Raw genomic sequence first — 22,821 nt, forward strand, 5'->3', positions numbered from 1 at the left:
GCGGCTCCGGCCACATGAAAAGCGCCACCGCCCTCACCAAGGTCTTCGGCGAGGGTCAGAAGTTCATCGCGGTCGCCGTCGAGTACGACACCGAGATCGACACGTCCAAGCTCTCGGCCTCGTCCTTCAAGGTCGAGGGCCGTACGGTCACGAAGGTCTACGCCAACACCCGCGCGGCGACGGCCGATCAGGGCACCGACGGCACGTACGTCATCGTCGAACTGTCCGCCGAGGACGAGAGCGCGCTGCTGTGGGGAGGCGTGGGGTCGGCCTCGGCCGCGCCCTCGGCGTCCTCCTCAAGCAGCCCCTACGTCATCCCCGGTCCCCAGGTGGGCTCGACGGGCGGACCGGCCACCATCAAGGCGGCGAAGGGCACCGTCACCCAGGCCGGCACCGTCACGACCACCGGCGGTACCGGTTACCCCGCCGGCGACACCAAGGTCAGCACCAGCAGGACGGTGAACCTGATCGTCGACGACTTCGAGCAGTTCACGTACGAGGACTCGAAGACCGGCAGGTCGCTGCCCTACAACCTCTACATCCCCAAGGACTACGACCCGGGCACGTCCTATCCGCTGGTCCTCTTCATGCACGACGCGAGCCTGATCACCACCACGGTGCGGGCGACACTGGTGCAGGGCCTGGGCGCGGTGTGCTGGGCATCCCCCGAGGACCAGGCCGAGCGCCCGGCATTCGTGCTGGCGCCCCAGTACCCCGAGGTGGTCGTCGGCGACGACTACAAGCCGACGACGCTCTTCGACACCACTGCCGACCTGGTGAAAGCGCTGACGGCCAAGTACAGCATCGACACCGATCGCCTGTACGCCACCGGCCAGTCCATGGGCGCGATGATGACCCTCGGCCTGAACATCAAGTACCCCGACCTCTTCGCGGCCTCATGGGTCGTCGCCGGCCAATGGCCCTCCGCGCAGGCCGCGCCGCTGGCGAAGAAGAACCTCTGGGTCACCGTCTCGCAGGGCGACACCAAGGCCTGTCCCGGAGAGAACGCCATCATGGCCGCCGTAGAGAAGGCCGGGACGAAGGTCAGCCGCGCGGTCTGGGACGGCCAGTCCAGTGCGGCGGAGTTCGCCGCGGACGTGAAGGCCATGGCGGCCAAGGGCACGACGGTCAACTACGCCACGTTCAAGAAGGGTTCGACCCTGGCCGGAGGATTGGCGAACGCGCACGGCGTCGAGCACAACTCGACGTGGCCGATCGCCTACACCATCGAGGACATCCGGGCGTGGATCTTCCAGCAGCGGAGGGCCGAGTAGCGGAGGCCTGGAAGGCCAACTAGTGCGCCGCGCCTACTTGTTCGGGGCGTGCATCACCGCGTAGATCATCACGAACGCGACGAGGTGGATGCCGAAGAGGAAGTAGCCGAGGAAGTACCAGACCTTGCGCTCGTTCCTGGTCTCCTCGGCCAACCGGCGCTTGTCCAGGGCCTCTTGGGAGTTGTCCGGGCCGACTGGACCGGCCGGGGCGTCCGCTTCGTCGGGCATCACAGCTCCCGGTGGACCTTGGTGTTCGAGGCCTGGGCGCGGGGGCGGACGACGAGGAGGTCGATGTTGACGTGGCTGGGGCGGGTGACCGCCCAGGTGATGGTGTCGGCCACGTCGTCCGCCGTGAGGGGCTCGGCGACGCCCGCGTAGACCTTCGCCGCCTTCTCCGTGTCGCCGCCGAAGCGGGTCAGCGCGAACTCGTCCGTCTTGACCATGCCGGGCGCGACCTCGATGACCCGCACCGGGGTGCCGACGATCTCCAGCCGCAGGGTCTCGGCGAGGACGTGGGCGCCGTGCTTGGCGGCGACATAGCCCGCGCCGCCCTCGTACGTGCCGTGTCCGGCCGTGGAGGAGACGACCACGACCGTGCCGTCGCCGCTCGCGGTGAGGGCGGGGAGCAGGGCCTGGGTGATGTTCAGGGTGCCGAGGACGTTCGTCTCGTACATCGTGCGCCAGTCCGCGGGGTCACCGGTCGCGACGGGGTCGGCGCCGAGCGCGCCGCCCGCGTTGTTGATCAGGACGCCGATCGTCTTGAAGGCGGTCGCGAACTCGTCGACGGCATCGCGGTCGGTGACGTCCAGGGCGTACGCCGTGGCCTGGCCGCCGTTCGCGTTGATCTCCTCGGCGAGCGCCTCGATCCGGTCCTTGCGGCGGGCGGTGAGGACGACGCGGTAACCGGCCGAGGCGAGCTGCCGGGCCGTGGCGGAGCCGATTCCACCGCTCGCCCCGGTGACGACCGCGATACGGGAGGCGGCGGAAGGTGCGGCGGTGGCCATGGGCTGCTCCTCGGGACGGATCAACGAGACAGATCAACGAGACGGATCAACGAGATCGTATGGACGAGTTCGTATGGACGAGATCGTGTGTACGACTCCGTCCAGGATAGGGGGGCCGGTTCCGGGGGTCCGGGTCAGTTCCCCCTGGGCGCCCACATGATCACGGCCATCCCGGCCAGGCAGATCAGGGCGCCGGTGATGTCCCAGCGGTCGGGGCGGTAGCCGTCCGCGACCGCGCCCCAGGCCAGCGAACCGGCGACGAAGATCCCGCCGTAGGCCGCGAGGATGCGGCCGAAGTGGGCGTCGGGCTGGAAGGTGGCGACGAAGCCGTAGACGCCGAGTGCCATGATCCCGCCGCCGATCCACAGCCAGCCGCGGTGTTCGCGCACCCCCTGCCAGACCAGCCAGGCGCCGCCGATCTCGAAGAAGGCGGCGACGACGAAGAGGGCTGCGGAGCGGAGGACGAGCATGGCCGCCATCACATCACGCGGGCTGTCACCTGATGGACGGCGCCTGTCGCGCGCTCCGCGTGGGATACATCCGTACGACCACGGTGGCGTGGTGCAAGGGTGCGGCGTACTGAGGAGCGGATGGCATGCGGGTACTACGGGTACTACGGACTCTCGCTGTAGGGGGTGCCGCGCTGGCGGCGATGGGCGCGGCCCCTGGTCTGCCGGCTCACCCTGACATCCCCGGCCCCGAGGCGGATCTCGCCTACCACGGCTCCGCCACCATGACCGGCGGCCGGGTCGACGTGCGGTTCACCCCGCGCAACCACGGTCCGTCGGCGGTACCCGACGCGACCGTACGGCTGCGCTGGTCGAAGCCGCTCGCGGACTCGCAGACGCTGCCGCAGGGGTGTGCGCGGTCGGGGGAGCGGGTGGTGGTGTGCCGGACGGGGGCGCTGGCCGCGGACGCGGTGGGCGAGCGGATCGAGGTGCGGGTACGGCTGCGGGACGCGTCCTCCGAGGTGCTGCTGGAGCTGGACACGGTGTGGGGAGGGGGCGCGGTGGACGGGAACCGGGCCAACGACCAGCAGCGGGTGCTCGTCCTGGACACCGGTGACACCTACTACTTCTGAGCCACACCCGTAGTACCGAGGAGCCACGCCCGCGAGCGCGTCGTACGATCTCGATCTCCGCACGGCACGTACGGCGCGTGCGGAACGGCACAGGCGACGAGGGGTACGACATGTCCGGGAACGCGCGGGCGCGGCTGCTGGACGAGTTGTCCTCCGTATCGCGCCGGTACATGGCGTCGTACGCCCTGTTCAACCAGGCCGTAGCCGACCGGCTCGGGCTGCACCCCACCGATCTGCAGTGTCTGAACCTGCTCACGCTGGAGGCCGGGCCCGTGACGACGGGCCGGGTCGCCGAGCTGACCGGGCTGACGACCGGGTCGGCGACGCGGCTCGTGGACCGGCTGGAGCGGGCGGGGTACGTCGTCCGGGAGCGGGACGCGGAGGACCGGCGGCGGGTGCTGGTGGCGACCGTGCCGGAGAAGATCACCGAGTTCGGGCGCATGTGGAACCGGCTCGGCGGCGGCTGGTTCACCCTCTTCGACGAGCTGGGCGACGCGGAACTCGCCGTGATCGTCGGCCACATGAGGCGGACGGTGGAGTTCAGCGGGCAGCAGATCGCGCGGCTGCGCGCGGGGGACGTGTAGCGCCGGCGGCGCCGAAAACCCGTTGAGCGGCGCCGTCGCGCGCCGTTATCGTCCTGCCGAATCCAGTCGTCTGGGCGAGGACGTGCCGTTGTACACCGTGTGAGACCCCCCGAGTGCTGATCTGTCGCGCGTCGCACCTGTGCGCCGCGCCCCTTTCTGCTGCGGACTTCTCACTGGAACCGGTGTACTTCTGTGCTCGCGACCTGGTTTGTCATGCCCACCTGCCTTCCGCTCGTCCTCCGCCGTTGCCACGCGTGCGCGTCCGAACGCTTCCGGGCGAACGGCAAGTTCCGCGTCAACGCCCACCACAAGCTCATCGACGCCTGGCTCCTCGCGCTCTGCACCGGCTGCGGGGACACCACGAAACTCACGGTCCTGGAACGGGCGAACGTGCGCTCCGTACCACCCGGACTACTGGACCGGCTGCACGCCAACGACCCTTCCCTGGCAGCCGAGTTGCTCCAGGATCCGGTGCTGCGGCGCCGTAACCGCGTCGCCCTCGACTGGGACTGCGCCTGGCGTCTCGACACCGGCGGAACGGCCTGTCCGGACGGCGAGGTGATCGACGTATCGGTGCGTTTCGCGGCGCGGATACCGGTCCGGCCGGTGCGGCTGATCGCCGAGGGGTGCGGTCTGTCGCGGGCCGAGGTCGGGAGGCTGATCGCGGAGGGGAGTCTCGTCTCGGCGGTCCGGCTGGGCGGCAGGCTCACCGGCGACTTCACCTTCACGCTCAAGCGCTGAGCGCTTCTCGCGAGCGGGGGCCTGCCCTGAGGGACCCCTCGGGGCAGGCTCCACCTCGCGTCTCCACCCGGAAATCCACCCGTGGGTCCGGGAGCTTTCCCGGCTTCGGCGGGAGAGTCGGACTCAGGAAAACGCGAGGCGGGGACACCGCCGGGGACCGAGGAGTGGGACGTCATGACGGACATGGAGCAGGCGCTGACGATCAGCGGGGGCATCTTCGCGGTGATGATGCTGACGCAGTACGGGCGCCGGAAGTACGACCTGCACAAGGTGCTGATGCCGATCGGCACGGTGTCGGCGGTCGGGTACTTCTATCTGCAGGGGATGCCCACCCAGCACGTCGACGTGGTCGTCTATCTGGTGGGCGCGGCGATCGGGCTGGCCTGCGGTGTCGTCGCCACGTTCACGACCGGCGTCGAGCGCGACCCGGCCTCGGGCCATGTGTACACCCGGTGCGGCGCGGGGTTCGTGGCGATCTGGACGGCGGTGGTCGCCCTGCGCGTCGCCTTCATCTACCTCGCCGAGCACAACACCTGGTTCCGCGACCACCTCGGCACGTTCATGGCCGAGCACCAGATAGTCCAGGACGCCATCGCCCCGTTCTTCGTCATCATGGCGCTGGCCATGGTCCTCACCCGGGTGTTCCTGCTGCTGGCCCGCGTACGGCTGCTGCCGGCCGGGGTCCAGGGGGCGGCCCTCAGCCAGGGGTCTTCACCAGTCCGTGGATGAACGCGTACTTCACGGCATGCGCCCGGTCCCGCAGATGCGCCTTGGAGAAGAGGTTGTTGATATGAGTCTTCACCGTGGCCTCGCTCACCACCAGCCGCTCGGCGATGCCCCGGTTGGTGAGGCCCTCGCCGATCAGCGTGAGCACCTCGACCTCCCGGGGGGTGAGGTCCGGGGCGAGTCCGGCGCCCGGCCGTTCGACGGGGGCGCCGCCCCGCGCGGCGGCGGCGACGAGCCGGTCCCGTACGGCGGGGTCGAGCACGGACTGCCCGGCCGCCGCGACCCGCACCGCGCGGGTGATGTCCTGCCGGCCGGACTCCTTGGTGAGGTAGCCGCGGGCACCGGCACCGAGCGCGGCGAGGATGTACTCCTCGTCGGCGAAGGTGGTGAGCACGACGACCGCGACCTGCGGGAAGCGCTCGGTGAGCAGCCGGGTGGCCTCGACCCCGTCCATCCGCGGCATGTTGAGATCCATCAGGATCACGTCCGGGGAGTGCTCCTCGGCGGCCCGCACGGCTTCCCCGCCGTCCTTCGCCGTCGCCACGACCTCCACACCGGGCTGCAGATCCAGTACGGTCGCCAGCGCCTCGCGGACGGCGGTCTGGTCGTCGGCCACCACCACCCGCACGACGGCCTGCCGCTCGCCCGGTACGGAAGGTTCCCGCTCGCCGTGTCGCTCGTCGCTCATGTGGGGATCACCACGCGCACTCGCCATCCTCCTGCGTCGTCGCCGTCCACGATCGGCCCGGCCGTGACCGTGCCGCCCACCAGGTCGAGGCGCTCGCGCATCCCGACCAGTCCCATCCCGCTCCCCGCACCGGCCAGGGGCCGCGAGCCCTCCGGGGGCGCGGAGTTGACCACCTCGAAGACGGTCTCCTCCGGGAGGTGCTCCCGTCGCTCCACGTACTCCAGGCGCATGCGGACCGGGGCGCCGGGCGCGTACTTGTGCGCGTTGGTCAGCGCCTCCTGGGCGCAGCGCACGATCACCTGGGCGAGGCGGACGGGCAGTTCACGCTGGGGCCCGTCGACGGTCAGCGTACCGGCGTCGGACACGGAGTCGAGCATGGACCGCAAGGTCTCCACCAGCGGCAGCGCGTCCTCGCGCAGGTCCCCGACCGTGCGCTGCACCTCGGTCAGCCCCGACCGCACCAGGCTCTGCGCGCGCTGGGCCGCCTGCCGGGCCCGTTCGACGTCACCGGCCTCCAACAGGGCGTCGGTGACCTCCAGTTGCATGTTCACCCCGGCCAGCGAGTGGGCCAGTACGTCGTGCACGTCCCGGGCGATCCGGGCCCGCTCGGCGAGCGCCTCGGCCCGCGCCTCCGCCCGCGAGGCCAGCTCCGCCTGCTCGGCGGCGGCCCGCGCGGAGCGCAACGCGGCGGTGTGGGCGCGGTTGGAGAGCCCGACCAGCACGCTGACACCGGTGAAGGCACCCACGAGCCACGAGGTGCCGTGGTTGCCCCACGGCAGGAGCAGCACACCGGCGCACAGGGCGCTGGTGCACGCCGCGAAGGGCAGCGAGAGGCGGCTGTCGAGGCGGTATCCGGCGTGGCCGGTGGCGAAGTACGCGAACAGGGCCGACGCCCCGGAGTGGTCCAGTCCCATCAGCGCGGCGGACCCGGCCGACCAGACGCACAGCACCGCGAACTGCGGCCCCGGCGCGAGCCGCCCCTCCGGGATCAGCCGCGTGCACGTCATCAGCGAGACCAGGACCAGCAGACACAGCACCGCGAGCCCGGTCCCGGAGAACCCGATCGGCCGCACCGCGATCGCGCCGACGACGATGGCGCCGACGGTGCCGAAGACCTGGATGGGGTTGTTGTCCGCCGTGAACCACCGAATAGCGCTCTGAGTCCGGTTCACCGGGGCTCTCTTCCCGCCGTTGCTGTCGCTGTTGCTGTGACTGTCGCTGTTCCGGGGACTGTGACTGCCGCCGCCGTCCGACCGCTGCGAAAGCTACCAGCGTGCGGGTGCGCCCGTCGGCGCTCAGTGACCATGGTCCGCCGGCGCCGCGCGCGGCAGCAGCCGTACGAGACACAGGCACAGGGCGACCGCAGTGCCGACCACGCCCAGGCTCACGAGGAGCGCGTGGGTCGTGCCACCGCCAACTGCCGCGAAATACACGGTGGTCACGGCCGCCGCGCCGATCGCGTTGGCCAGTTGCTGCACCGCGTTGAGCGAGCCGCTTGCGCTGCCCGCCTCGGACGGTTCGATGTCGCCGATGGTGACGTCGTAGATCGTGCCGAAGCAGGTGCCCATGCCGAGTCCGATGAGGAGGAGGGGCGGGACGAGGGCCCAACCACCGGTCGCCGTCCCGGAGTTGGCGACCAGCGCGGTGAGGTAGCCGCAGCCGGTCAGGATGATCAGCAGGCCGGTGGCGGCGAGGCGGCGGCCGTGGCGGTGGATGAGCCGGTAGCAGGCGATCGAGGCGACGACGATGCCGGCGGAGAGCGGGATGAGACCGAGGGCGGTGCCCGCGGGGGAGCGGCCGAGACCTTGCTGGAAGTAGAGGGAGACGACGTAGAGGAGTCCGGCGACGGCGGCGAAGGCGACGACGCCGAGGAGGAGGCCCGCGGTGAAGCCGCGGTTGTGGAGGAGGGAGGGGCGGATGAGCGGTTCGGGTGCGGTGCGCTGGCGGTGGCAGAACCCGGCGAAGAGGGCGAGGCCGAGGAGCAGGAGGGCGGGTGCGGGTCCGGTCCAGCCGTGCGCGGAGCCGTAGATGATCCCGCCGAGGAGGCCGAGCATGGCGCCCGCGATCAGGGCCGAGCCGGGGCCGTCGACGGTGGCGGTGCCGTCGCCGGTGTCGTGGGGGAGGAGGCGCAGGGCGGCGAGGAGGGCGGCGCCGCCGAGGAGGAGGTTGATGAGGAACATGGGGCGCCAGCCGAGGCCGCCGAGATCGGCGTCGACGAGGAACCCGGCGAGGATCGGGCCGCCCACCGCCGACAGCCCCATCACCGGCCCGAACAGGCTGAACGCCTTGCCGATCTGGTCGCGCGGCCAGCTCGCCCCGAGGATGCCGAAGCCCTGCGGGATGAGCAGCGCCCCGAAGGCGCCCTGCACGAGCCGGGCGACGACCAGGAAGGCGGGGCCGGGCGCGAGCCCGCAGGCCAGGGAGGCGACGACGAACCCGGCGAGCCCGACGAGGAAGACCCGCCGCCGTCCGTACCGGTCACCGAGCCGTCCGCCGGGGACGAGGAGGACGCCGAGCGCGAGGGCGTAGGAGGCGCCGAGCCACTGGACGAGGGCGGGGCCGCCGCCGAGGTCTCTCGCGATGGTCGGGGCGGCGATGTTGGTGATCGTCGAGTCGAGGAGGTCGAGGACGTCGGCGGCGAGGACGACGGCGAGGATCGCCCAGCGGGTGCGGGCGGGGAGGGGCGGATCCCCTTCGGATTTGTTTGTGTTGTGCAGAGTCTGTGTCACGCAGATAAATATCCATGACCGTTCTCCATCCGGTCAACCGGATTAGAAGCGTGCCGTCAGTGCGCGCCCTGCACGCCCTGCGCGTACGCGGTCGGTGTCACCCCGACCGTCGCCGTGAAGTCCCGGACCAGGTGGGCCTGGTCGGCGTAGCCGAGGTCGGCGGCCAGCCCCGCCCAGTCCACGGGCTCCTCGGCGCCCGCCCGCTCCAGGGCCTCGTGGATGCGGTAGCGCAGGATGACCCACTTGGGGCCGACGCCGACGTACGCGGCGAAGAGGCGTTGCAGCAGCCGTACGGACAGGCCTTCGGCGTGGGCGAAGTCGGTCACGCGGCGGATCGTGCGGTCGGTGCGGATGCGGTCCACCAGGGCGGTCGCGAGGTCGGCCTGCGGGTCGGGCCGGGGGTCGAGGGTGAGCAGGAAGGCGTCGAGGGCGGCGACGCGGGCGGTCTCGTCGGGCGGGTCGAGGACCGTGGCGGGGTCGATGTCAGGGAACACGGCGGGTTGCCGGATCCGCCGCCCGGTCCACTCCGACACCGGGCGGTCCGGGGCGACGGTACGGAAGGCGCCGGGCCGGAACTTGATGCCGCAGACGCGTCCCCGCCCCTCCAGCTTCTGGGCGAAGAGGCCGTTCGGGATGCCCGCGACCTCGACGAAGGCGTCCTCGCCGGCCAGCCGCTGGAAGACGATGTGCACGGCCGGGTGCGGGACGACGTGGGAGACGTAGGGCTCGGTCAGGTCCCAGTCGATCAGCCAGTAGTGCTCGATGTAGGGGCGGAGGGCTTCGGCGGGTTCGGGGCGGCGGAAGTGCACGCGGGCGAGGAGTTCGGCGGGGTCGACGATTCCTCGGGTGTCGCGGTGCGGGACGGCCATGAAGGGATCGTAGGACGAGCCACTGACAACGGCCGGAGGGTGGCGGTGGTGCCGGTCGGAATATGTGCGGCGGGGTGGCCGTTGGAGGGTATAGTTGAATAATCAACAACCTGGAGGGTGAACGACCATGCAGTTCGGGATCTTCAGCGTCGGCGACGTCACACCGGACCCGACCACCGGACGGACGCCGACCGAGCGTGAGCGCATCAAGGCCATGGTCGCCATCGCGCTGAAGGCCGAGGAGGTCGGGCTCGACGTCTTCGCGACCGGTGAGCACCACAACCCGCCGTTCGTGCCCTCGTCGCCCACCACGATGCTCGGCTTCATCGCGGCGCGGACCGAGAAGCTGATCCTCTCCACCTCCACCACCCTCATCACCACCAACGACCCGGTGAAGATCGCGGAGGACTTCGCGATGCTCCAGCACCTGGCCGACGGACGCGTGGACGTGATGATGGGCCGCGGCAACACCGGCCCGGTCTACCCCTGGTTCGGGCAGGACATCCGCCAGGGCATCAACCTCGCCATCGAGAACTACGCCCTGCTGCGCCGCCTGTGGCGCGAGGACGTCGTGAACTGGGAGGGCAAGTTCCGCTCCCCGCTCCAGGGCTTCACGTCGACGCCGCGTCCGCTGGACGACGTACCGCCGTTCGTCTGGCACGGCTCGATCCGCAGCCCCGAGATCGCCGAGCAGGCCGCCTTCTACGGCGACGGCTTCTTCCACAACAACATCTTCTGGCCGGCCGACCACACCAAGCGGATGGTCGAGCTGTACCGGGAGCGGTACGCGCACTACGGGCACGGCACGCCGGAACAGGCGATCGTCGGGCTCGGCGGCCAGGTCTTCATGCGCAAGAACTCCCAGGACGCGGTGAAGGAATTCCGCCCGTACTTCGACAACGCGCCGGTCTACGGTCACGGGCCCTCCCTGGAGGACTTCACCGACCAGACCCCGCTGACGGTCGGCTCCCCGCAGGAGGTCATCGAGAAGACCCTCGCGTTCCGGGACTACGCCGGTGACTACCAGCGCCAGCTGTTCCTGCTGGACCACGCCGGGCTGCCGCTCAAGACGGTCCTGGAGCAGCTCGACCTGCTGGGCGAGGAGGTCGTACCGGTGCTCCGCAAGGAGTTCGCGGCGAACCGCCCGGCGGATGTGCCGGAGGCGCCGACGCACGCGTCGCTGCGCGCGGCCGTATCGGAGAAGGCTTCGGAAGAGGTGACCGTCGCATGAAGCTCGTAGTCGTCTCGGCGGGGCTGAGTGTTCCGTCGTCCACGAGGTTGCTGGCCGACCGGCTGGCGGCGGCGGTGGACCGGCGGACCCCCGTCGACATACAGGTCGTGGAACTGCGCGACCTCGCCGTGGAGATCGCCCACAACCTCACGAACGGCTTCCCCGGCAAGAAGCTGGCGGCCGCCCTCGACGCGGTGACGGAGGCGGACGGTCTGATCGCCGTCACGCCGGTGTTCTCGGCGTCGTACAGCGGACTGTTCAAGTCCTTCTTCGACGTGCTGGAGAAGGACGCGCTGGTCGGGAAGCCGGTACTCATCGCGGCGACGGGCGGCAGCGCCCGCCACTCCCTGGTGCTCGAACACGCCCTCCGCCCGCTCTTCGCCTACCTGCGGGCGGTCATCGTCCCGACCGCGGTGTACGCGGCCTCGGAGGACTGGGGTGCGGAGGGCCTGCCGGAGCGGATCGACCGCGCGGCGGGCGAGCTGGCGGCTCTGATGCAGGGCCTGTCGACAACGCGCCCGGCGAGCAAGCAGACGGTCGTCCCGTTCGCGGACCAACTGGCGGCGCTGAACATCAGCCCGTCCGGCGTTTGAGGACGAGGCCCCTTCAGGGCCGATGGGGGTCTGGGGGCGCAGCCCCCAGGTGCGCCCACCCCGACCCGGCCCAATCCCGCGCACCCGACCGTGAGAAGACGGTAGGAGCAAGGCCCGGGTTGCGCCCACCTCGGTGAGAGCCAGGTAAAAAGGGTGATCGTAGACCTGCCCCCACCGGTCAACCGCCGGAGGCCTTGGCACACTGGGTGACGTGCCCCAGACTGTGCTGCTCGCCGAAGACGACCGTGCCATCCGTCATGCCCTGGAGCGGGCCCTGACCCTGGAGGGCTACCAGGTGACCGCGGTCGCCGACGGTGTCGAGGCGCTCGCGCAGGCCCACCGCACTCCACCGGACGTGCTGCTCCTCGACGTGATGATGCCCGGCATCGACGGCCTCCAGGTCTGCCGGGTGCTGCGCGCCGAGGGCGACCGCACCCCGATCCTGATGCTGACCGCGCTGGTCGAGACGGCCGACCGCATCGCGGGCCTGGACGCGGGCGCCGACGACTACGTGGTGAAGCCCTTCGACGTGGAGGAGGTATTCGCGAGGCTGCGAGCCCTGCTCCGCCGCACCAGCCCGGTCCCGGCGAACGGCATCCCCGGCGCGTTGTCCACCACCTCCGGCGCCTCCGTCGACGTACTGCGGGAAGGCCCCCAGTCGACGACGTCGCCCGCCGACAAACAGATCACCGCGGCCGGCCTCCGCATGGACCTCCAGGCGCGCCGCGTCTGGCGCGACGAGCGCGAACTGGAGCTGACCCGGACCGAGTTCGAGCTCCTCGAACTGCTCGTGCGCAACGCGGGCATCGTCCTGGACCACTCCACGATCTACGACCGCATCTGGGGCTACGACTTCGGCCCCGGCTCCAAGAACCTCGCCGTCTACGTCGGCTACCTGCGCCGCAAGCTCGACGAGCCCGGCGCGCCGCAGCTGATCCACACGGTGCGTGGCGTGGGTTACGTGCTGCGGGAGGACTGAGTGGGCCGCCTGCGGCGGTTCGTGGCCACCAGGCGACCCAGACTGGTTTCACTCCGCACCACGTTCGTGCTGTCCTTCGCGGCGGTGACGGCTGCCGTCACGCTGCTCGTCGGCGTGCTGTCGTACGGCGCGGCGGCCCGGCTGGTCCGGGTCGACCAGGAGTCCGTGTTCGACCAGGTCGTCCAGGATCTGCAGGACGAGGTGCGGACGCACCAGATGACGACCGAGGACTTCTCCTCGTCCGCGCCCGGCCACGACATCGTGCGGCCGGCCCGTACGGATGTGCAGGTGCTCGGGCGGGACGGCGGTGTCCTCGACAGCGGCAGCCCGGCGCTGCCCGTCACCGGCGACGACCGGGCGATCGCGGGCGAGCGGGTGGCCGGGAAGACGGTGGAGCACAAGGACGTCGCCGTCGGCGAGGACGTGTACCGCATCGCGACCGTCTCGCTCGGCTCCGGGCGGGGCGCGGTGCAGGTGGCGCAGGAGTTCAGCGACACGGAGGATCTGCTGCGGGCGTTGCAGCAGCGGACGTTCGTGCTGATGGCGGCCGTGGTGGTGCTGGCCGGGCTGTGCGGCTGGTGGCTGGCGCGGCGTATCACCCGTCGCCTCATCATCCTCACCGCCGCCGCCGAGGACGTGGCCCGCACGCGTCGGCTCGGTGTCCAGGTCCCGGTCACCGGTTACGACGAGGTGGGCCGCCTGGGCCGGGCCTTCGACCGGATGCTCGGCCGCCTCGCGCAGTCGGAGGAGGACCAGCGCCGCCTGATCCAGGACGCGGGCCACGAACTCCGCACCCCGCTCACGTCGTTGCGCACGAACATCTCCCTGCTGCGGCGGATCGACGAGCTGCCGCCCTCCACGCGCGAGGAACTGGTCGCCGACCTCTCGCAGGAGGCCCGCGAACTCACCGACCTGGTCAACGAGTTGGTGGACCTGGCGGCGGGCCAGTCGGACACCGAACCGCCCCAGCAGGTCGACCTCGCCGACATCGCGGAGGACGTGGCGGGCCTCGCCCGCCGCCGCACCGGCCGTGACATCACCGTCCGGGCGAGCGGCGACACGACGACCGACGGCCGCCCCGGCATGCTCCAGCGCGCGATCTCCAACCTCGTCGAGAACGCGGCCAAGTTCGACCGGGCGGGCCAGACCCCGATCGAGATCTCGGTCTCGGGTCCGGCCCGCCCGGGCACGGTCCGCGTGGAGGTCCTCGACCGGGGCCCCGGCGTCTCCGAGACCGACCTCTTCCGCATCTTCGACCGCTTCTACCGCGCCGCCGACGCCCGTTCCCTCCCCGGCTCGGGCCTCGGCCTCTCGATCGTCCGCGAGGTGGCCCTGGCCCACGGCGGAGCACCGTTCGCGCTACGACGGGACGGCGGCGGGTCGGTGATCGGGTTCACGGTCGGAGGCGTGGCGGAACCGAGGTCGGGACCCGGGACCCGGGGCACGCGGCCGGGGCTGAGGAACTGACGTGCCCGGGGCGGGAGTCGATCGGCCGCCGGGTCAGCCGTTGGAGGCCGTACGCCCGAAGCAGCGCTCCAGCTCGTTCAGGTCGTAGAACTTGCTGCCCTTCGAGACGGGACGGCAGCCGGCCTTGAACGCCGTCTCCTTCTCGTTGTAGAGCATGCGGACGAGGTAGGTGTTGCCCTTGCGGAACACGTCCCACTGGATGTTGGAGCCGAGGGGCGCGACGGCCGCTCCCCGCCACGGGTTGCTGCCGTAGGTGTACGGCTTGGCGGTGGTGACGCCCTTCGTGCTGCCGGGCAGGCCCATCAGCGCGGCCAGCGGGATGATCTCCTCGGCGTGGGTGAAGCGGAGTTCGGCGCCGAGATCGCTCGTGCCGTCGCGCTTGGCCTCGGCCTTCTTGAAGAAGTCGTCGAGCAGGACGTCCGCCATCTTGTACGTGATGTCGCTGTCCGTGAAGCCCGGCCCCTTCTCGTAGAAGTCCTCGGCGTCGGAGACGTACCCGAACCAGTCGGCGTCGCGCGTCGAGATGTACCGGTCCATGCCCCAGCCCTTGCCGCCCGGGCTCTCCTCGCTCATCGCGGGGGCGATGGCGTACAGGTTGTAGACGGCGGTGGCGGCCTCGACGTCCGTGCCGATCGACGCGAACTCGCCCGCCGTGATGCGGTCCACGAAGGCCGGCTTGAAGAGCTTCTTCAGTACGTCGCGTGCGGCACGGTGGGTCTTCGGCTGGTCGGTGACGGACTCCAGGGTGGCCGCGAGGCGCTTGTCGTTGGCGATGTAGTCGCGGTACGCGGCGCCGCCGTCGGCCTTGTGGAAGTAGAGGAGGTCCTTGTCGGTACGGGTCGCGCCGATGAGGGAGGTCAGGTCGGGGTCGGTCTGGGCGAGGGCGGCGCCGTAGAGGTTGGCGCTGTCGACGGCACGCCCCTGACCCGAACTGACCACATCTATGGGCTCCTTGCTCTTCGCGATCGACGCGAAGAGGGTCGGCAGCCGCTTCGCCATCCGTACGGCGGTGTCGTGGATCTCCTCCTTGCCGCGCGCGCTGAGGTCGCCGTAGCCGACGGTGCTCATGGCGGCTTCGAGGGCCTGCGCCTTCGGCCCGAACTCCCGTCCCTTCGCGGTGAGTTGGCCCTCGGCCTGCGCCTTGTCCAGGAGCGCGAGGATCAGGTCGCCGTCCGAACTGTCGGTCGCGGAACGGGACCCGTGCCGCGACACGTTCTCGGTGAAGACGGGGGTGAAGCCGGCCGGGGCCTTCTGGTACGAGCGGGAGTTCTGCTCCGGCTGGTACACGGCCTTCGTGCCGTAGCTGTCGGTGTGGGCGTTGTTGCTGCTGCCGTTGCCGGGGGCGGCCTGGGCGGCGAACGGGGTGGCCAGCAGCGCGGTCATGCCGAGGACCAGGGCGGGAGTGACACGTCTCATGAGGCGCATGGTTCGTGGGGGAGGTGAACGGGGGGTGCACTGGGGGTGACTCCGGGGGCCTGGCTTTCGCGGCGCTTTGGCGGTGCTTTGTCAGCGCTTGTCGGCTGTGCGTCGCGAGTGGGGGGCTGGAGGCTGGGGGTAAATCTAACTCCTGTCTACCCCGGTGACCGGTTAGAAATGACCCCAGCCTGTGGCGAACGGGAGTGAGGGCGCGGTGCGGCGCGTCTCAGTAGGGGCGGGTGACGCGGGGGTCACGGCCGTACCGGGCCGTCGGCCGGAGCGAACAGGTGGGCCATCGCCTGCCAGAGGGGCATGACGCGGGGGGTGGTGTGCGGGGTTCGCCGGGAGGGGGACGGCTGGGCGGTGCGGGCGTCCTTCGTGAGGGAGACGGCGGTGTGAGGCATGTCGGTTTCCTTCCGGCGAGTCGTTGACCTTGGTCTTGGCTTTGACCTTGTGAGATCAACGATCCCGCCATCGGGCTGCCGCCACGAGGGGGTGAGCTGCCCGGTTGGGGGTGCAGCTGGCACCACCATGCAGAATGCACCGCATGTTCGGACCCGCACCGCTCCAACGCCTGTCCCTGCCCGAGGAGTTCGTGCTGCTGTCGTACGGGGAGAACGGCCGGGTGCCCAACTCGGCCCAGACGGCGGCGGGTTGCGCGGCGGCGGAACTCGGCGAACTGGCCCTGCGTAGACGCCTGTTGGTCAGACCGAGGAAGACCAGGAAACTGGGCGTCGAGATCTACCAGCACCGCGGCGAGATCGAACTGTCGCCCAACACGACCCGTACAGGCCTGACTTGGGCCGACGACTTGCTGTCCGCGTTACGCACCCGCACTGCCACCCTCACCCCCCGCCCCCTGACGGTGACCCGCTGGCTGAGGGAACGCGGCCGAGGGGCACTCGCACTCCACACGGCCGCCCTCACCGGAAGAGGGGTACTACGCCACACCCCCGGCACCCTGCTCACCAGAACCCGGCACCACCCGGACCCCGTCCTCCGTACCGCCCTGCTCGACGGCGTCCGCGCCGTCCGCGCCGAACAGGTGCCGCTCGACGAACACATGCTGTTCCTCTGCGACTTGCTGGACGGCGCCAGCCTGACGAAGGACTTCGGCCTCACCCTGACCCGCCCCCAACGCCTCGAACGCGCCCGCGGCATCGGCGCGGCGGGCGCCCTCCCGGAAACCCTGCGCGACACGAGCACCGTGCTGGGCTTCTCGCTGCCCGGCCGGGAGGGCAGAACGATCACGACAGGTGACTGAACTGTCGGGCACAGGCGGCTAGTTGTCCTTCCGCGCCACCCCGCCGTAGATGCCGATCGGCGCGGCGCCGGGGGCCGGAGTCTCCTCGGGGCGCCAGTGGGTGACGCGGACCAGGCCCGGGTCCACGAGGGTGAAGTCGCCGAAGAAGTCCAGGACTTGGGCGTGGGCGCGGAGGTTGAGGGTGGCGGTGGCCCGGTTGTAGACGGACGCCGCGTCGTGCCGGCCGTCCTCGTGGACGTCGCCTGTGGCGTGCGACAGGACGAGGTAGGACCCGGCCGGCAGTGCGTCGCGCAGGGTGGCGACGATGCCGTAGGGGTCGTCACCGTCGTCGGACAGGAAGTGCACGACGGCGACCAGTAGGACCGCAACCGGCTGGTCGAAGTCGATGGCCTTGCGGACCTCGGGGTGGTCGAGGATCGAGCGGGGGTCGCGCAGGTCGGCCAGGATGACGGAGGTGTCGGTGTCCTCCATGAGGGCCATCGAGTGGGTGCTGACGATCGGGTCGTTGTCGACGTAGACGATCCGCGTGTCCGGGGCGATGGCGTGCGCGATCTGATGCACGTTCGGCTCGGTGGGCAGGCCGGTCCCGATGTCGAGGATCTGCCGTACTCCGCCCTCCTCGACGACGTGCCGGACGGCCCGGTGCATGAAGCGCCGGTTGGCCCGCACGCCCTCCCGCACCTCCGGCGCCGCCTTGATGAACTGCTCGGCGGCCTCCCGGTCGACCTCGTAGTTGTCCTTGCCGCCGAGGAAGTAGTCGTACATCCGGGCCGGGTGGGGCTTGCTGGTGTCGATGATCAGTGGCTGCGCGCCACTGCCGTCCCCGCTGGGAGAGGTCATGAGGCCAGGCTCCGTCTTGAAGAGTCGCTGTCAGATCATCATCCTGACACGCCTGCCGTCGGGCTCAGGGCCACACCGGGCAATACGGGTGCCGAAGTTCCGACGTGTTTCCGCCGCCCGTCGGGAGTGTTCTCACGTCCCCGTGGCCAGGCCGTGTGCGAGGAGGCTCTCCGCGGTGTCGGCGACGGGGCGGGGGGCCATCCGAGGAGGCGTTGCGCCTTCGCGCCGGTGGCGTCGAAGTCCTGGCCGAGTTGCGGGCGCAGTGCGCGCAGCTGGGGGTTGAACCGGCCGAGGAAGCGGGCCAGGGGCAGGGGAAGTTCGCGCGTGGGTGCCTTCGCGGCGCGGTCGCCGAGCCGGCCGCGCAGGATGCGGGCGACCTCGACGGCGCGCAGGCTGCGGCCGGCGGAGGCGAGCCAGCGCTCACCGGCCGCCGCGGGGTCGGTCATGGCGCGCAGATGGAGGTCGGCCACGTCGCGGACGTCGACCCAACTCGATCCGAACGGCGGGCAGACCGCCATCTCGCCGTCGAGCATGCCCCGGATGATCCGCAGCGACGGCGGATCGTCGGGCCCGAGGACGGGTCCGAGCACGCCGACCGGGTGCACGGCGGCGAGTTCGAGCCCGTCGCCCTCCTCCTGGACGAACCGCCAGGCCGCGCGCTCGGCGAGCGTCTTGGACCTCTGGTACGGCGCGATGTCGGCGTCGACGTTCGTCCAGTACTCCTCCGTGAACGGCGTCGAGCGCGCCGGATGTCCGTAGCCGACGGCGCCGAACGCGCTGGTCAGCACCACCCGGCGGACACGGGCGTCGCGGGCCGCCCGCAGCAGCCGTAGAACACCCTCCCGGGCGGAGTCGACCATCGCCTCCTCGCTCTCCGGCGCGTTCCGCAGTGTCGGCGAGGCGACGTGCAGCACGTACGCGCAACCGGCGACCGCGTCCGGCCAGCCGTCGTCACCGCGCAGATCGGCCCGTACGACGGTCAGCCTTGCGTCGTCGAACTCGGCGGCGGCGTGCAACTGCGCGCGGAGCGCGGGCTCACGCCCCAGGTCGCGCACGGTGGTGCGGACGTCGTGCCCGGCCCGCAGCAGCGCGAGCACGCACCAGCTTCCGATGAACCCGGATCCTCCGGTTACCAGTACCTGTGTCATCGATGTCTCCATCAGGCGTGACGCGTAAGCGAGTTGGGCGTGAGCGGGGGGTCGGATATGGGTGGGCAGTCGTCCCTCGGCGTCACGACAGCGCCATACCGGGGATGCGGGCCCGGATCGCGTCGAGTTCGGCCTCGTCGGACACGCCCTGCCAGTCGAGGCGCGGCGTGTACGGGGCCTCCAGTTCACGCACCTCGGCGTCGGTCAGCTCGACGTCCAGGGAAGCCACCGCGTCGTCGATCTGCCGGATCGAGCCGGCCCCGACCAGGGGTGCGGTGACGACGGGCTGGTGGCGCAGCCAGGCGAGGGCGATCTGCGCGCGGCTCACGCCGTGTGCGGCGGCGACCTTCCCGACGGCGTCGACGATCGCGTGGTTGGACGCGTCCTCGGCCGGCGAGTAGAGCGTGTCGGCGTAGCCGCCGTCGGTGGCGGAACGGTTCGTGGACCTCGCGTCGTCCCAGGCGCGGGCCAGGCGGCCGCGGGCCAGCGGGCTCCAGATGATCGTGCCGACGCCCTCGTCCAGGCACAGCGGGATCATCTCCCGCTCCTCCTCCCGGGCGAGCAGGTTGTAGTGGTCCTGCATCGACACGAACCGCGCCCAGCCGTGCCGTTCCTGCAGGTGCAGCGCCTTCGCGAACTCCCAGGCGTGCATGGACGAGGCTCCGAGGTAGCGCACCTTGCCCGCCTTGACGAGGTCGCTCAGGGCTTCGAGCGTCTCCTCCAGCGGGGTCGCGTGGTCGTTGCGGTGCACCTGGTAGAGGTCGATGTAGTCGGTGCCGAGGCGGCGCAGCGAGTGGTCGACCTCGGTCATGACCGCCTTGCGCGAGAGGCCGCGGCCGTTGGGGCCCGGGCGCATCGGGTGCCGGAGCTTGGTCGCGATCACCACGTCGTCGCGGTCGGCGAAGTCCTTGAGGGCGCGGCCGAGGATCTCCTCGCTGGAGCCGTTGGAGTACAGGTTGGCGGTGTCGAAGAAGTTGATGCCGGCTTCGAGGGCGTGCTTGATCAGGGGGCGACTGGTCTCCTCGTCGAGGGACCAGACGGGGTGGCCGCGGTCGGGTGCGCCGTAGGTCATGGCGCCGATGGCGACCGGGGAGACGTCGAGGCCGGTGCGGCCGAGCTTGGTGTAACGCACGAGGGAGCTCCTACAATGGGGAACGAGAGCAAACGGAGAACTCTCCGGTTGACCCTTGTGACGTTAACGGAGAACTCTCCGGTTAGCAATCGGGCGACCGCCCGCCCGCCAGGGGGACGTATGCCAGGAGGACGTATGACCGACGCCGCGCCGCAGCGCTCCGACGCGCTGAAGAACCGGGAGGCGATCCTCCAGGTCGCCCACGACGCGTTCGCCGAGTCCGCGGGCGTCTCGCTCAACTCGATCGCCAAGCGCGCGGGGGTCGGCGCCGGCACGCTCTACCGGCATTTCCCCACGCGGGAGGCGCTGATCCTGGAGGTCTACCGCCTCGACGTGGACCGCCTCGTCGGCTCCGTGCCGGAGGTCCTCGCCGCCCATGCCCCGCTGGACGCGCTACGGCAGTGGTTCACCACCCTCGCGGCCTACGTCCGCCTCAAGCACGGCCTCGGCGACGCCCTGAACACGGCCGCCGCGCAGGAGGTCGTCAGTACGACGTCCGTCGCCGTCACGGCGGCTGTCGGTCGGCTCCTCGACGCGTGTGAATCCGCCGGGGCGGTGCGGCCCGGCCTCGACCCCACCGACGTGATCATGCTCCTGAGCTGTCTGTGGCGTACGCCCGACAACCCCGAGGGTGTGGCCCAGGTCGACCGCCTGATGGAGCTGGCGATCGACGGCTTCCGGCCGTAGGACGCCTTCTGGGTGACCGTCAGGCCGACGCACCCGGCGGTGGCGCGAGTGCCGTGATCTCGCCCGATCCCCGCTCGATCAGCCGGGTCGGAATGGTGACGGCGCGGGTGGGTGACTGGTCGCCGTCCAGTCTGCGGAAGAGCATCTCGGCGGCTGTCCTGCCCAACTGCTCGACGTCCTGGGCGATGACGGAGATCCCCGGGCTGAGGAGGTCGGCCAGGGGAAAGTCGTCGAAGCCCACGTGGGCGACGGTGTCCTGCAGACCGAGGGCGCGCAGGGCTCGCACGGCCCCTATGGTGACGAGGTTCTGGCTGGTGAACAGCGCGGTGGGCGGGTTCGGCAGCGCCAACAGCTGCCTGGTCGCGGTGATGGCGGATTCCTCGCTGGCCCCTGCGTGCCGGACGATCTCGTCGTCGTACTCGATGTGCCCGACTTCCAGGGCGTGCCGGTAACCGTCGAAACGCTGGGCGGCGGTGGAGATGGTCGCGCGGTCGCCGAGGTAGGCGATACGGCGGTGGCCGGTCTTCAGCAGGTGGTTGACGGCGGTGACGGCGCCCTGCCGGTTGTCGGAGACGACGGTGTCCGCGTCGAGCAGGCTGGGCTCGCGGTCGACGAAGACCACGCGGGTGCCCGACCGCTGCTCGCTGATCAGATAGCTGTGGTCGCGGCCGGCCGGCACGATCACCAGGCCGTCGACCCGCCGGTCGATGAGAGCGCGGGCCAACTCCCGTTCCCGGGCCGGGTCCTCGTCGAGGCTTCCGACCAGCACGAGCACTCCGCGCCCCCGTGCCACGTTCTCGACGGTGCGGGTCAGGGCCGCCGAGAACGGGTTCGCCGAGTCCTCGACGAGCATCCCGATCGTGGCCGTACGGCCGTCCCCGCGGCGCAGGCTGCTGGCGGTCAGGTTCGGCCGGTAGCCCAGTTTGTCGGCCGCGTCACGCACCCGGGCGGCGATGACCGGATCGACGGTGGGCACCTCGTTGACCACGCGGGAGACCGTCTTGATGGCGACGCCTGCCAGTGCCGCCACCTCGCGCATGGTGGGGCGGCTGCGCGGGGACGGCGACGGCGGCTCGCCCAGGGTCATCGTTGTCTCCAACCGATTCTGCGTTACCGACTCGTTGCCGACGCATGTTTACCAGTGTCTTGACGCGCTCGTCCATACGGGCCCACTATCCCGTCGAGTCAACGTTGTCTCAGCGTCGACCAAGGGACGGCTCGAAAGGGATCACGTCATGAACCTCTCCTCCAGCCAGGCGCCGGGCCTCCGCAGCCGGCGCACCCGGGCGGCAGCCGTCGGCGTCACCATCTGCCTCGGCGCCACCCTCGCGGCCTGCGGTTCCTCCGACTCGGGCTCATCGTCGTCCGGCAGCGGGAAGGTGGGCGTGTCACTGATCCTGAAGACGCTGAGCAACCCGTACTTCGTGAGCATGGAGAAGGACGCCAAGACGCAGGCCACCAAGGACAAGGTGAGCCTCACCGTGGCGGCGGGAACGTCGGACGGCGACACCCAGACCCAGATCACCGCCATCGACAACGCCGTCTCGCGCGGCGACAAGGGCATCCTGATCACCACCAACGGCGACGCGGTGAACACCGCGCTGAAGCGCGCCAAGCAGGCCGGCCTCTTCGTGATCGCCCTGGACACCGCCCCGAACCCGGCGAACGTCGCGGACATCACCTACGCGACCGACAACGAGCAGGCGGGCAAGCTCGACGGCCAGTACGCGGCGGCGGCCCTGAACGGCAAGCCCGCGGTCATCGCCATGCTCGACCTGTTCAACAACCAGGTCGTCTCGGTGGACATCGACCGCGACCACGGCTTCCTGGAGGGCATGGGCATCGACCCGGGCAGCAAGACCGAGAACGGCAAGGAGGCCAAGTCCGGGAAGTACACCGGCGGCACGGGCGGCACGTACACGATCGCCTGCCACCAGCCCACCCAGGGCGCCATCGACGGCGGACGCACCGCGATGGAGAACTGCCTGTCGGCCAACCCGAACATCAATGTCGTCTACGCCATCAACGAGCCGGCGGGCGAGGGCGCGTACAACGCGCTGAAGGCGGCGAACAAGGAGACGAGCGTCGCGATCTACGCGATCGACGGCAGCTGCTCGGGCCTGAAGAACGTCACCAGCGGCAAGTTCGCCGCGGACGCCGTGCAGTACCCGGGGAAGATGGCGGCCCTCGGCGTCAGCTCCATCGCGAAGCTGGCCCGCGGCGGCAGCAAGCCCAGCGTCACCAACGGCAAGTCGTTCTACGACACCGGCACCGCGCTGGTCGCCGCGAAGTCCCTCGGGGGGCTGACGGTCCAGTCTCCGGCGCAGGCGGCTTCCGCTTGCTGGGGGAGCTGATCCGGTCGGTCGGT

24 protein-coding genes and 1 pseudogene are annotated in these 22,821 nt (G+C 70.7%); 12 read left to right on the forward strand and 13 right to left on the reverse strand.

Features of this window, described 5'->3' with window-relative positions; all coding sequences use genetic code 11:
• Nucleotides 1-14: 14 nt before the first annotated feature.
• Nucleotides 15-1,274, forward strand: coding sequence for an alpha/beta hydrolase-fold protein (locus tag OG496_RS32645; protein WP_405973473.1), 1,260 nt, complete (start codon nt 15-17; stop codon nt 1,272-1,274).
• A gap of 33 nt (nt 1,275-1,307) precedes the next feature.
• Here OG496_RS32645 and OG496_RS32650 read toward each other — a convergent pair whose 3' ends face one another.
• The 3 genes from OG496_RS32650 to OG496_RS32660 all read right to left on the reverse strand — a co-directional run bounded on the left by OG496_RS32650 (nt 1,308) and on the right by OG496_RS32660 (nt 2,748).
• Entirely contained in the window at nt 1,308-1,502 is a 195-nt protein-coding gene (locus OG496_RS32650) for a hypothetical protein (protein ID WP_405973474.1), read from the reverse strand.
• Nucleotides 1,502-2,278, reverse strand: a complete 777-nt coding sequence (locus OG496_RS32655) for an SDR family NAD(P)-dependent oxidoreductase (RefSeq protein ID WP_399397366.1) — start codon at nt 2,276-2,278, stop codon at nt 1,502-1,504. Before OG496_RS32655 ends, OG496_RS32650 begins: the two co-directional genes overlap by 1 nt.
• A gap of 134 nt (nt 2,279-2,412) precedes the next feature.
• Entirely contained in the window at nt 2,413-2,748 is a 336-nt protein-coding gene (locus tag OG496_RS32660) for a YnfA family protein (protein ID WP_266769654.1), read from the reverse strand.
• A gap of 125 nt (nt 2,749-2,873) precedes the next feature.
• Here OG496_RS32660 and OG496_RS32665 point away from each other — a divergent pair, with 125 nt between their 5' ends.
• From OG496_RS32665 to OG496_RS32680, 4 genes are all read left to right on the forward strand, one after another.
• Entirely contained in the window at nt 2,874-3,359 is a 486-nt protein-coding gene (locus tag OG496_RS32665; RefSeq protein WP_405973475.1) for a hypothetical protein, read from the forward strand.
• 110 nt (nt 3,360-3,469) lie between these two features.
• The gene (locus OG496_RS32670) at nt 3,470-3,943 is read left to right on the forward strand and encodes a MarR family winged helix-turn-helix transcriptional regulator (RefSeq protein WP_033282572.1); all 474 of its coding nucleotides are present in this window, start codon (nt 3,470-3,472) and stop codon (nt 3,941-3,943) included.
• A 192-nt stretch (nt 3,944-4,135) separates the two neighbouring features.
• A complete protein-coding gene (locus tag OG496_RS32675; protein WP_405973476.1) occupies nt 4,136-4,684 on the forward strand; it encodes a DUF1062 domain-containing protein in 549 nt (182 codons plus the stop codon).
• Nucleotides 4,685-4,858: 174 nt separating this feature from the next.
• Complete coding sequence (locus OG496_RS32680) at nt 4,859-5,413, forward strand: hypothetical protein (RefSeq protein WP_366497461.1); 555 nt, start codon at nt 4,859-4,861, stop codon at nt 5,411-5,413.
• Here OG496_RS32680 and OG496_RS32685 read toward each other — a convergent pair.
• The 4 genes from OG496_RS32685 to OG496_RS32700 form a co-directional block, all read right to left on the reverse strand.
• Nucleotides 5,382-6,098: a response regulator gene (locus tag OG496_RS32685; RefSeq protein WP_405973477.1), complete on the reverse strand. Its 717-nt coding sequence runs from the start codon at nt 6,096-6,098 to the stop codon at nt 5,382-5,384. The genes OG496_RS32680 and OG496_RS32685 overlap by 32 nt on opposite strands.
• Nucleotides 6,095-7,270 (reverse strand): sensor histidine kinase, encoded by a 1,176-nt coding sequence (locus OG496_RS32690; RefSeq protein ID WP_405973478.1) that lies wholly within the window; start codon nt 7,268-7,270, stop codon nt 6,095-6,097. The genes OG496_RS32685 and OG496_RS32690 overlap by 4 nt, the downstream gene beginning before the upstream one ends.
• Before the next feature lie 123 nt (nt 7,271-7,393).
• Entirely contained in the window at nt 7,394-8,827 is a 1,434-nt protein-coding gene (locus tag OG496_RS32695) for an MFS transporter (RefSeq protein WP_405973479.1), read from the reverse strand.
• 56 nt (nt 8,828-8,883) lie between these two features.
• Nucleotides 8,884-9,696, reverse strand: a complete 813-nt coding sequence (locus OG496_RS32700) for a DUF6597 domain-containing transcriptional factor (RefSeq protein ID WP_405973480.1) — start codon at nt 9,694-9,696, stop codon at nt 8,884-8,886.
• A gap of 127 nt (nt 9,697-9,823) precedes the next feature.
• Between OG496_RS32700 and OG496_RS32705 the strand changes: the two genes are divergently transcribed.
• The 4 genes from OG496_RS32705 to OG496_RS32720 all read left to right on the forward strand — a co-directional run bounded on the left by OG496_RS32705 (nt 9,824) and on the right by OG496_RS32720 (nt 13,966).
• Nucleotides 9,824-10,927: an LLM class flavin-dependent oxidoreductase gene (locus tag OG496_RS32705; RefSeq protein ID WP_405973481.1), complete on the forward strand. Its 1,104-nt coding sequence runs from the start codon at nt 9,824-9,826 to the stop codon at nt 10,925-10,927.
• On the forward strand, nt 10,924-11,520 hold the full coding sequence (locus OG496_RS32710) for an FMN reductase (protein ID WP_405973482.1): 597 nt from the start codon (nt 10,924-10,926) through the stop codon (nt 11,518-11,520). The genes OG496_RS32705 and OG496_RS32710 overlap by 4 nt, the downstream gene beginning before the upstream one ends.
• Before the next feature lie 211 nt (nt 11,521-11,731).
• The gene (locus tag OG496_RS32715) at nt 11,732-12,499 is read left to right on the forward strand and encodes a response regulator transcription factor (RefSeq protein WP_405973483.1); all 768 of its coding nucleotides are present in this window, start codon (nt 11,732-11,734) and stop codon (nt 12,497-12,499) included.
• A complete protein-coding gene (locus OG496_RS32720; RefSeq protein WP_399397381.1) occupies nt 12,500-13,966 on the forward strand; it encodes an ATP-binding protein in 1,467 nt (488 codons plus the stop codon).
• A gap of 33 nt (nt 13,967-13,999) precedes the next feature.
• Here OG496_RS32720 and OG496_RS32725 read toward each other — a convergent pair whose 3' ends face one another.
• Nucleotides 14,000-15,382 carry a histidine-type phosphatase gene (locus tag OG496_RS32725; RefSeq protein WP_405973484.1) on the reverse strand — a complete coding sequence of 461 codons (1,383 nt, stop codon included), beginning with the start codon at nt 15,380-15,382 and terminating at the stop codon, nt 14,000-14,002.
• A 251-nt stretch (nt 15,383-15,633) separates the two neighbouring features.
• Complete coding sequence (locus OG496_RS32730) at nt 15,634-15,786, reverse strand: hypothetical protein (RefSeq protein WP_405973485.1); 153 nt, start codon at nt 15,784-15,786, stop codon at nt 15,634-15,636.
• A 143-nt stretch (nt 15,787-15,929) separates the two neighbouring features.
• Between OG496_RS32730 and OG496_RS32735 the strand changes: the two genes are divergently transcribed.
• The gene (locus OG496_RS32735) at nt 15,930-16,646 is read left to right on the forward strand and encodes a GPP34 family phosphoprotein (RefSeq protein WP_405973486.1); all 717 of its coding nucleotides are present in this window, start codon (nt 15,930-15,932) and stop codon (nt 16,644-16,646) included.
• An 18-nt stretch (nt 16,647-16,664) separates the two neighbouring features.
• Here OG496_RS32735 and OG496_RS32740 read toward each other — a convergent pair whose 3' ends face one another.
• From OG496_RS32740 to OG496_RS32750, 3 genes and pseudogenes are all read right to left on the reverse strand, one after another.
• Nucleotides 16,665-17,486, reverse strand: a complete 822-nt coding sequence (locus tag OG496_RS32740; protein WP_399397387.1) for an SAM-dependent methyltransferase — start codon at nt 17,484-17,486, stop codon at nt 16,665-16,667.
• A 132-nt stretch (nt 17,487-17,618) separates the two neighbouring features.
• Nucleotides 17,619-18,634, reverse strand: a pseudogene (locus OG496_RS32745) (NAD-dependent epimerase/dehydratase family protein).
• An 82-nt stretch (nt 18,635-18,716) separates the two neighbouring features.
• Nucleotides 18,717-19,766, reverse strand: coding sequence for an aldo/keto reductase (locus tag OG496_RS32750; protein WP_405973487.1), 1,050 nt, complete (start codon nt 19,764-19,766; stop codon nt 18,717-18,719).
• 135 nt (nt 19,767-19,901) lie between these two features.
• Here OG496_RS32750 and OG496_RS32755 point away from each other — a divergent pair, with 135 nt between their 5' ends.
• A complete protein-coding gene (locus tag OG496_RS32755; protein ID WP_405973488.1) occupies nt 19,902-20,453 on the forward strand; it encodes a TetR/AcrR family transcriptional regulator in 552 nt (183 codons plus the stop codon).
• 19 nt (nt 20,454-20,472) lie between these two features.
• Here the strand turns inward: OG496_RS32755 and OG496_RS32760 are convergent, their stop codons facing one another.
• Nucleotides 20,473-21,540: a LacI family DNA-binding transcriptional regulator gene (locus tag OG496_RS32760; RefSeq protein ID WP_405973489.1), complete on the reverse strand. Its 1,068-nt coding sequence runs from the start codon at nt 21,538-21,540 to the stop codon at nt 20,473-20,475.
• A 148-nt stretch (nt 21,541-21,688) separates the two neighbouring features.
• Here OG496_RS32760 and OG496_RS32765 point away from each other — a divergent pair, with 148 nt between their 5' ends.
• A complete protein-coding gene (locus OG496_RS32765; RefSeq protein ID WP_405973490.1) occupies nt 21,689-22,807 on the forward strand; it encodes a substrate-binding domain-containing protein in 1,119 nt (372 codons plus the stop codon).
• The last annotated feature ends 14 nt before the right edge of the window (nt 22,808-22,821 follow it).

Source organism: Streptomyces sp. NBC_00988 (assembly GCF_045162645.1).
Lineage (GTDB): Bacteria > Actinomycetota > Actinomycetes > Streptomycetales > Streptomycetaceae > Streptomyces.

What these genes read in the sequence shown, in the direction of transcription:
- OG496_RS32665 (WP_405973475.1), top strand. Translation starts at nt 2,874, where the DNA reads ATGCGGGTACTACGGGTACTACGGACTCTCGCTGTAGGGGGTGCCGCG.
- OG496_RS32650 (WP_405973474.1), bottom strand. Translation starts at nt 1,502, where the DNA reads ATGCCCGACGAAGCGGACGCCCCGGCCGGTCCAGTCGGCCCGGACAAC.
- OG496_RS32725 (WP_405973484.1), bottom strand. Translation starts at nt 15,382, where the DNA reads ATGAGACGTGTCACTCCCGCCCTGGTCCTCGGCATGACCGCGCTGCTG.
- OG496_RS32710 (WP_405973482.1), top strand. Translation starts at nt 10,924, where the DNA reads ATGAAGCTCGTAGTCGTCTCGGCGGGGCTGAGTGTTCCGTCGTCCACG.
- OG496_RS32760 (WP_405973489.1), bottom strand. Translation starts at nt 21,540, where the DNA reads ATGACCCTGGGCGAGCCGCCGTCGCCGTCCCCGCGCAGCCGCCCCACC.
- OG496_RS32670 (WP_033282572.1), top strand. Translation starts at nt 3,470, where the DNA reads ATGTCCGGGAACGCGCGGGCGCGGCTGCTGGACGAGTTGTCCTCCGTA.
- OG496_RS32740 (WP_399397387.1), bottom strand. Translation starts at nt 17,486, where the DNA reads ATGACCTCTCCCAGCGGGGACGGCAGTGGCGCGCAGCCACTGATCATC.
- OG496_RS32755 (WP_405973488.1), top strand. Translation starts at nt 19,902, where the DNA reads ATGACCGACGCCGCGCCGCAGCGCTCCGACGCGCTGAAGAACCGGGAG.
- OG496_RS32655 (WP_399397366.1), bottom strand. Translation starts at nt 2,278, where the DNA reads ATGGCCACCGCCGCACCTTCCGCCGCCTCCCGTATCGCGGTCGTCACC.
- OG496_RS32645 (WP_405973473.1), top strand. Translation starts at nt 15, where the DNA reads ATGAAAAGCGCCACCGCCCTCACCAAGGTCTTCGGCGAGGGTCAGAAG.
- OG496_RS32685 (WP_405973477.1), bottom strand. Translation starts at nt 6,098, where the DNA reads ATGAGCGACGAGCGACACGGCGAGCGGGAACCTTCCGTACCGGGCGAG.
- OG496_RS32735 (WP_405973486.1), top strand. Translation starts at nt 15,930, where the DNA reads ATGTTCGGACCCGCACCGCTCCAACGCCTGTCCCTGCCCGAGGAGTTC.
- OG496_RS32660 (WP_266769654.1), bottom strand. Translation starts at nt 2,748, where the DNA reads ATGCTCGTCCTCCGCTCCGCAGCCCTCTTCGTCGTCGCCGCCTTCTTC.
- OG496_RS32730 (WP_405973485.1), bottom strand. Translation starts at nt 15,786, where the DNA reads ATGCCTCACACCGCCGTCTCCCTCACGAAGGACGCCCGCACCGCCCAG.
- OG496_RS32705 (WP_405973481.1), top strand. Translation starts at nt 9,824, where the DNA reads ATGCAGTTCGGGATCTTCAGCGTCGGCGACGTCACACCGGACCCGACC.
- OG496_RS32680 (WP_366497461.1), top strand. Translation starts at nt 4,859, where the DNA reads ATGACGGACATGGAGCAGGCGCTGACGATCAGCGGGGGCATCTTCGCG.
- OG496_RS32765 (WP_405973490.1), top strand. Translation starts at nt 21,689, where the DNA reads ATGAACCTCTCCTCCAGCCAGGCGCCGGGCCTCCGCAGCCGGCGCACC.
- OG496_RS32700 (WP_405973480.1), bottom strand. Translation starts at nt 9,696, where the DNA reads ATGGCCGTCCCGCACCGCGACACCCGAGGAATCGTCGACCCCGCCGAA.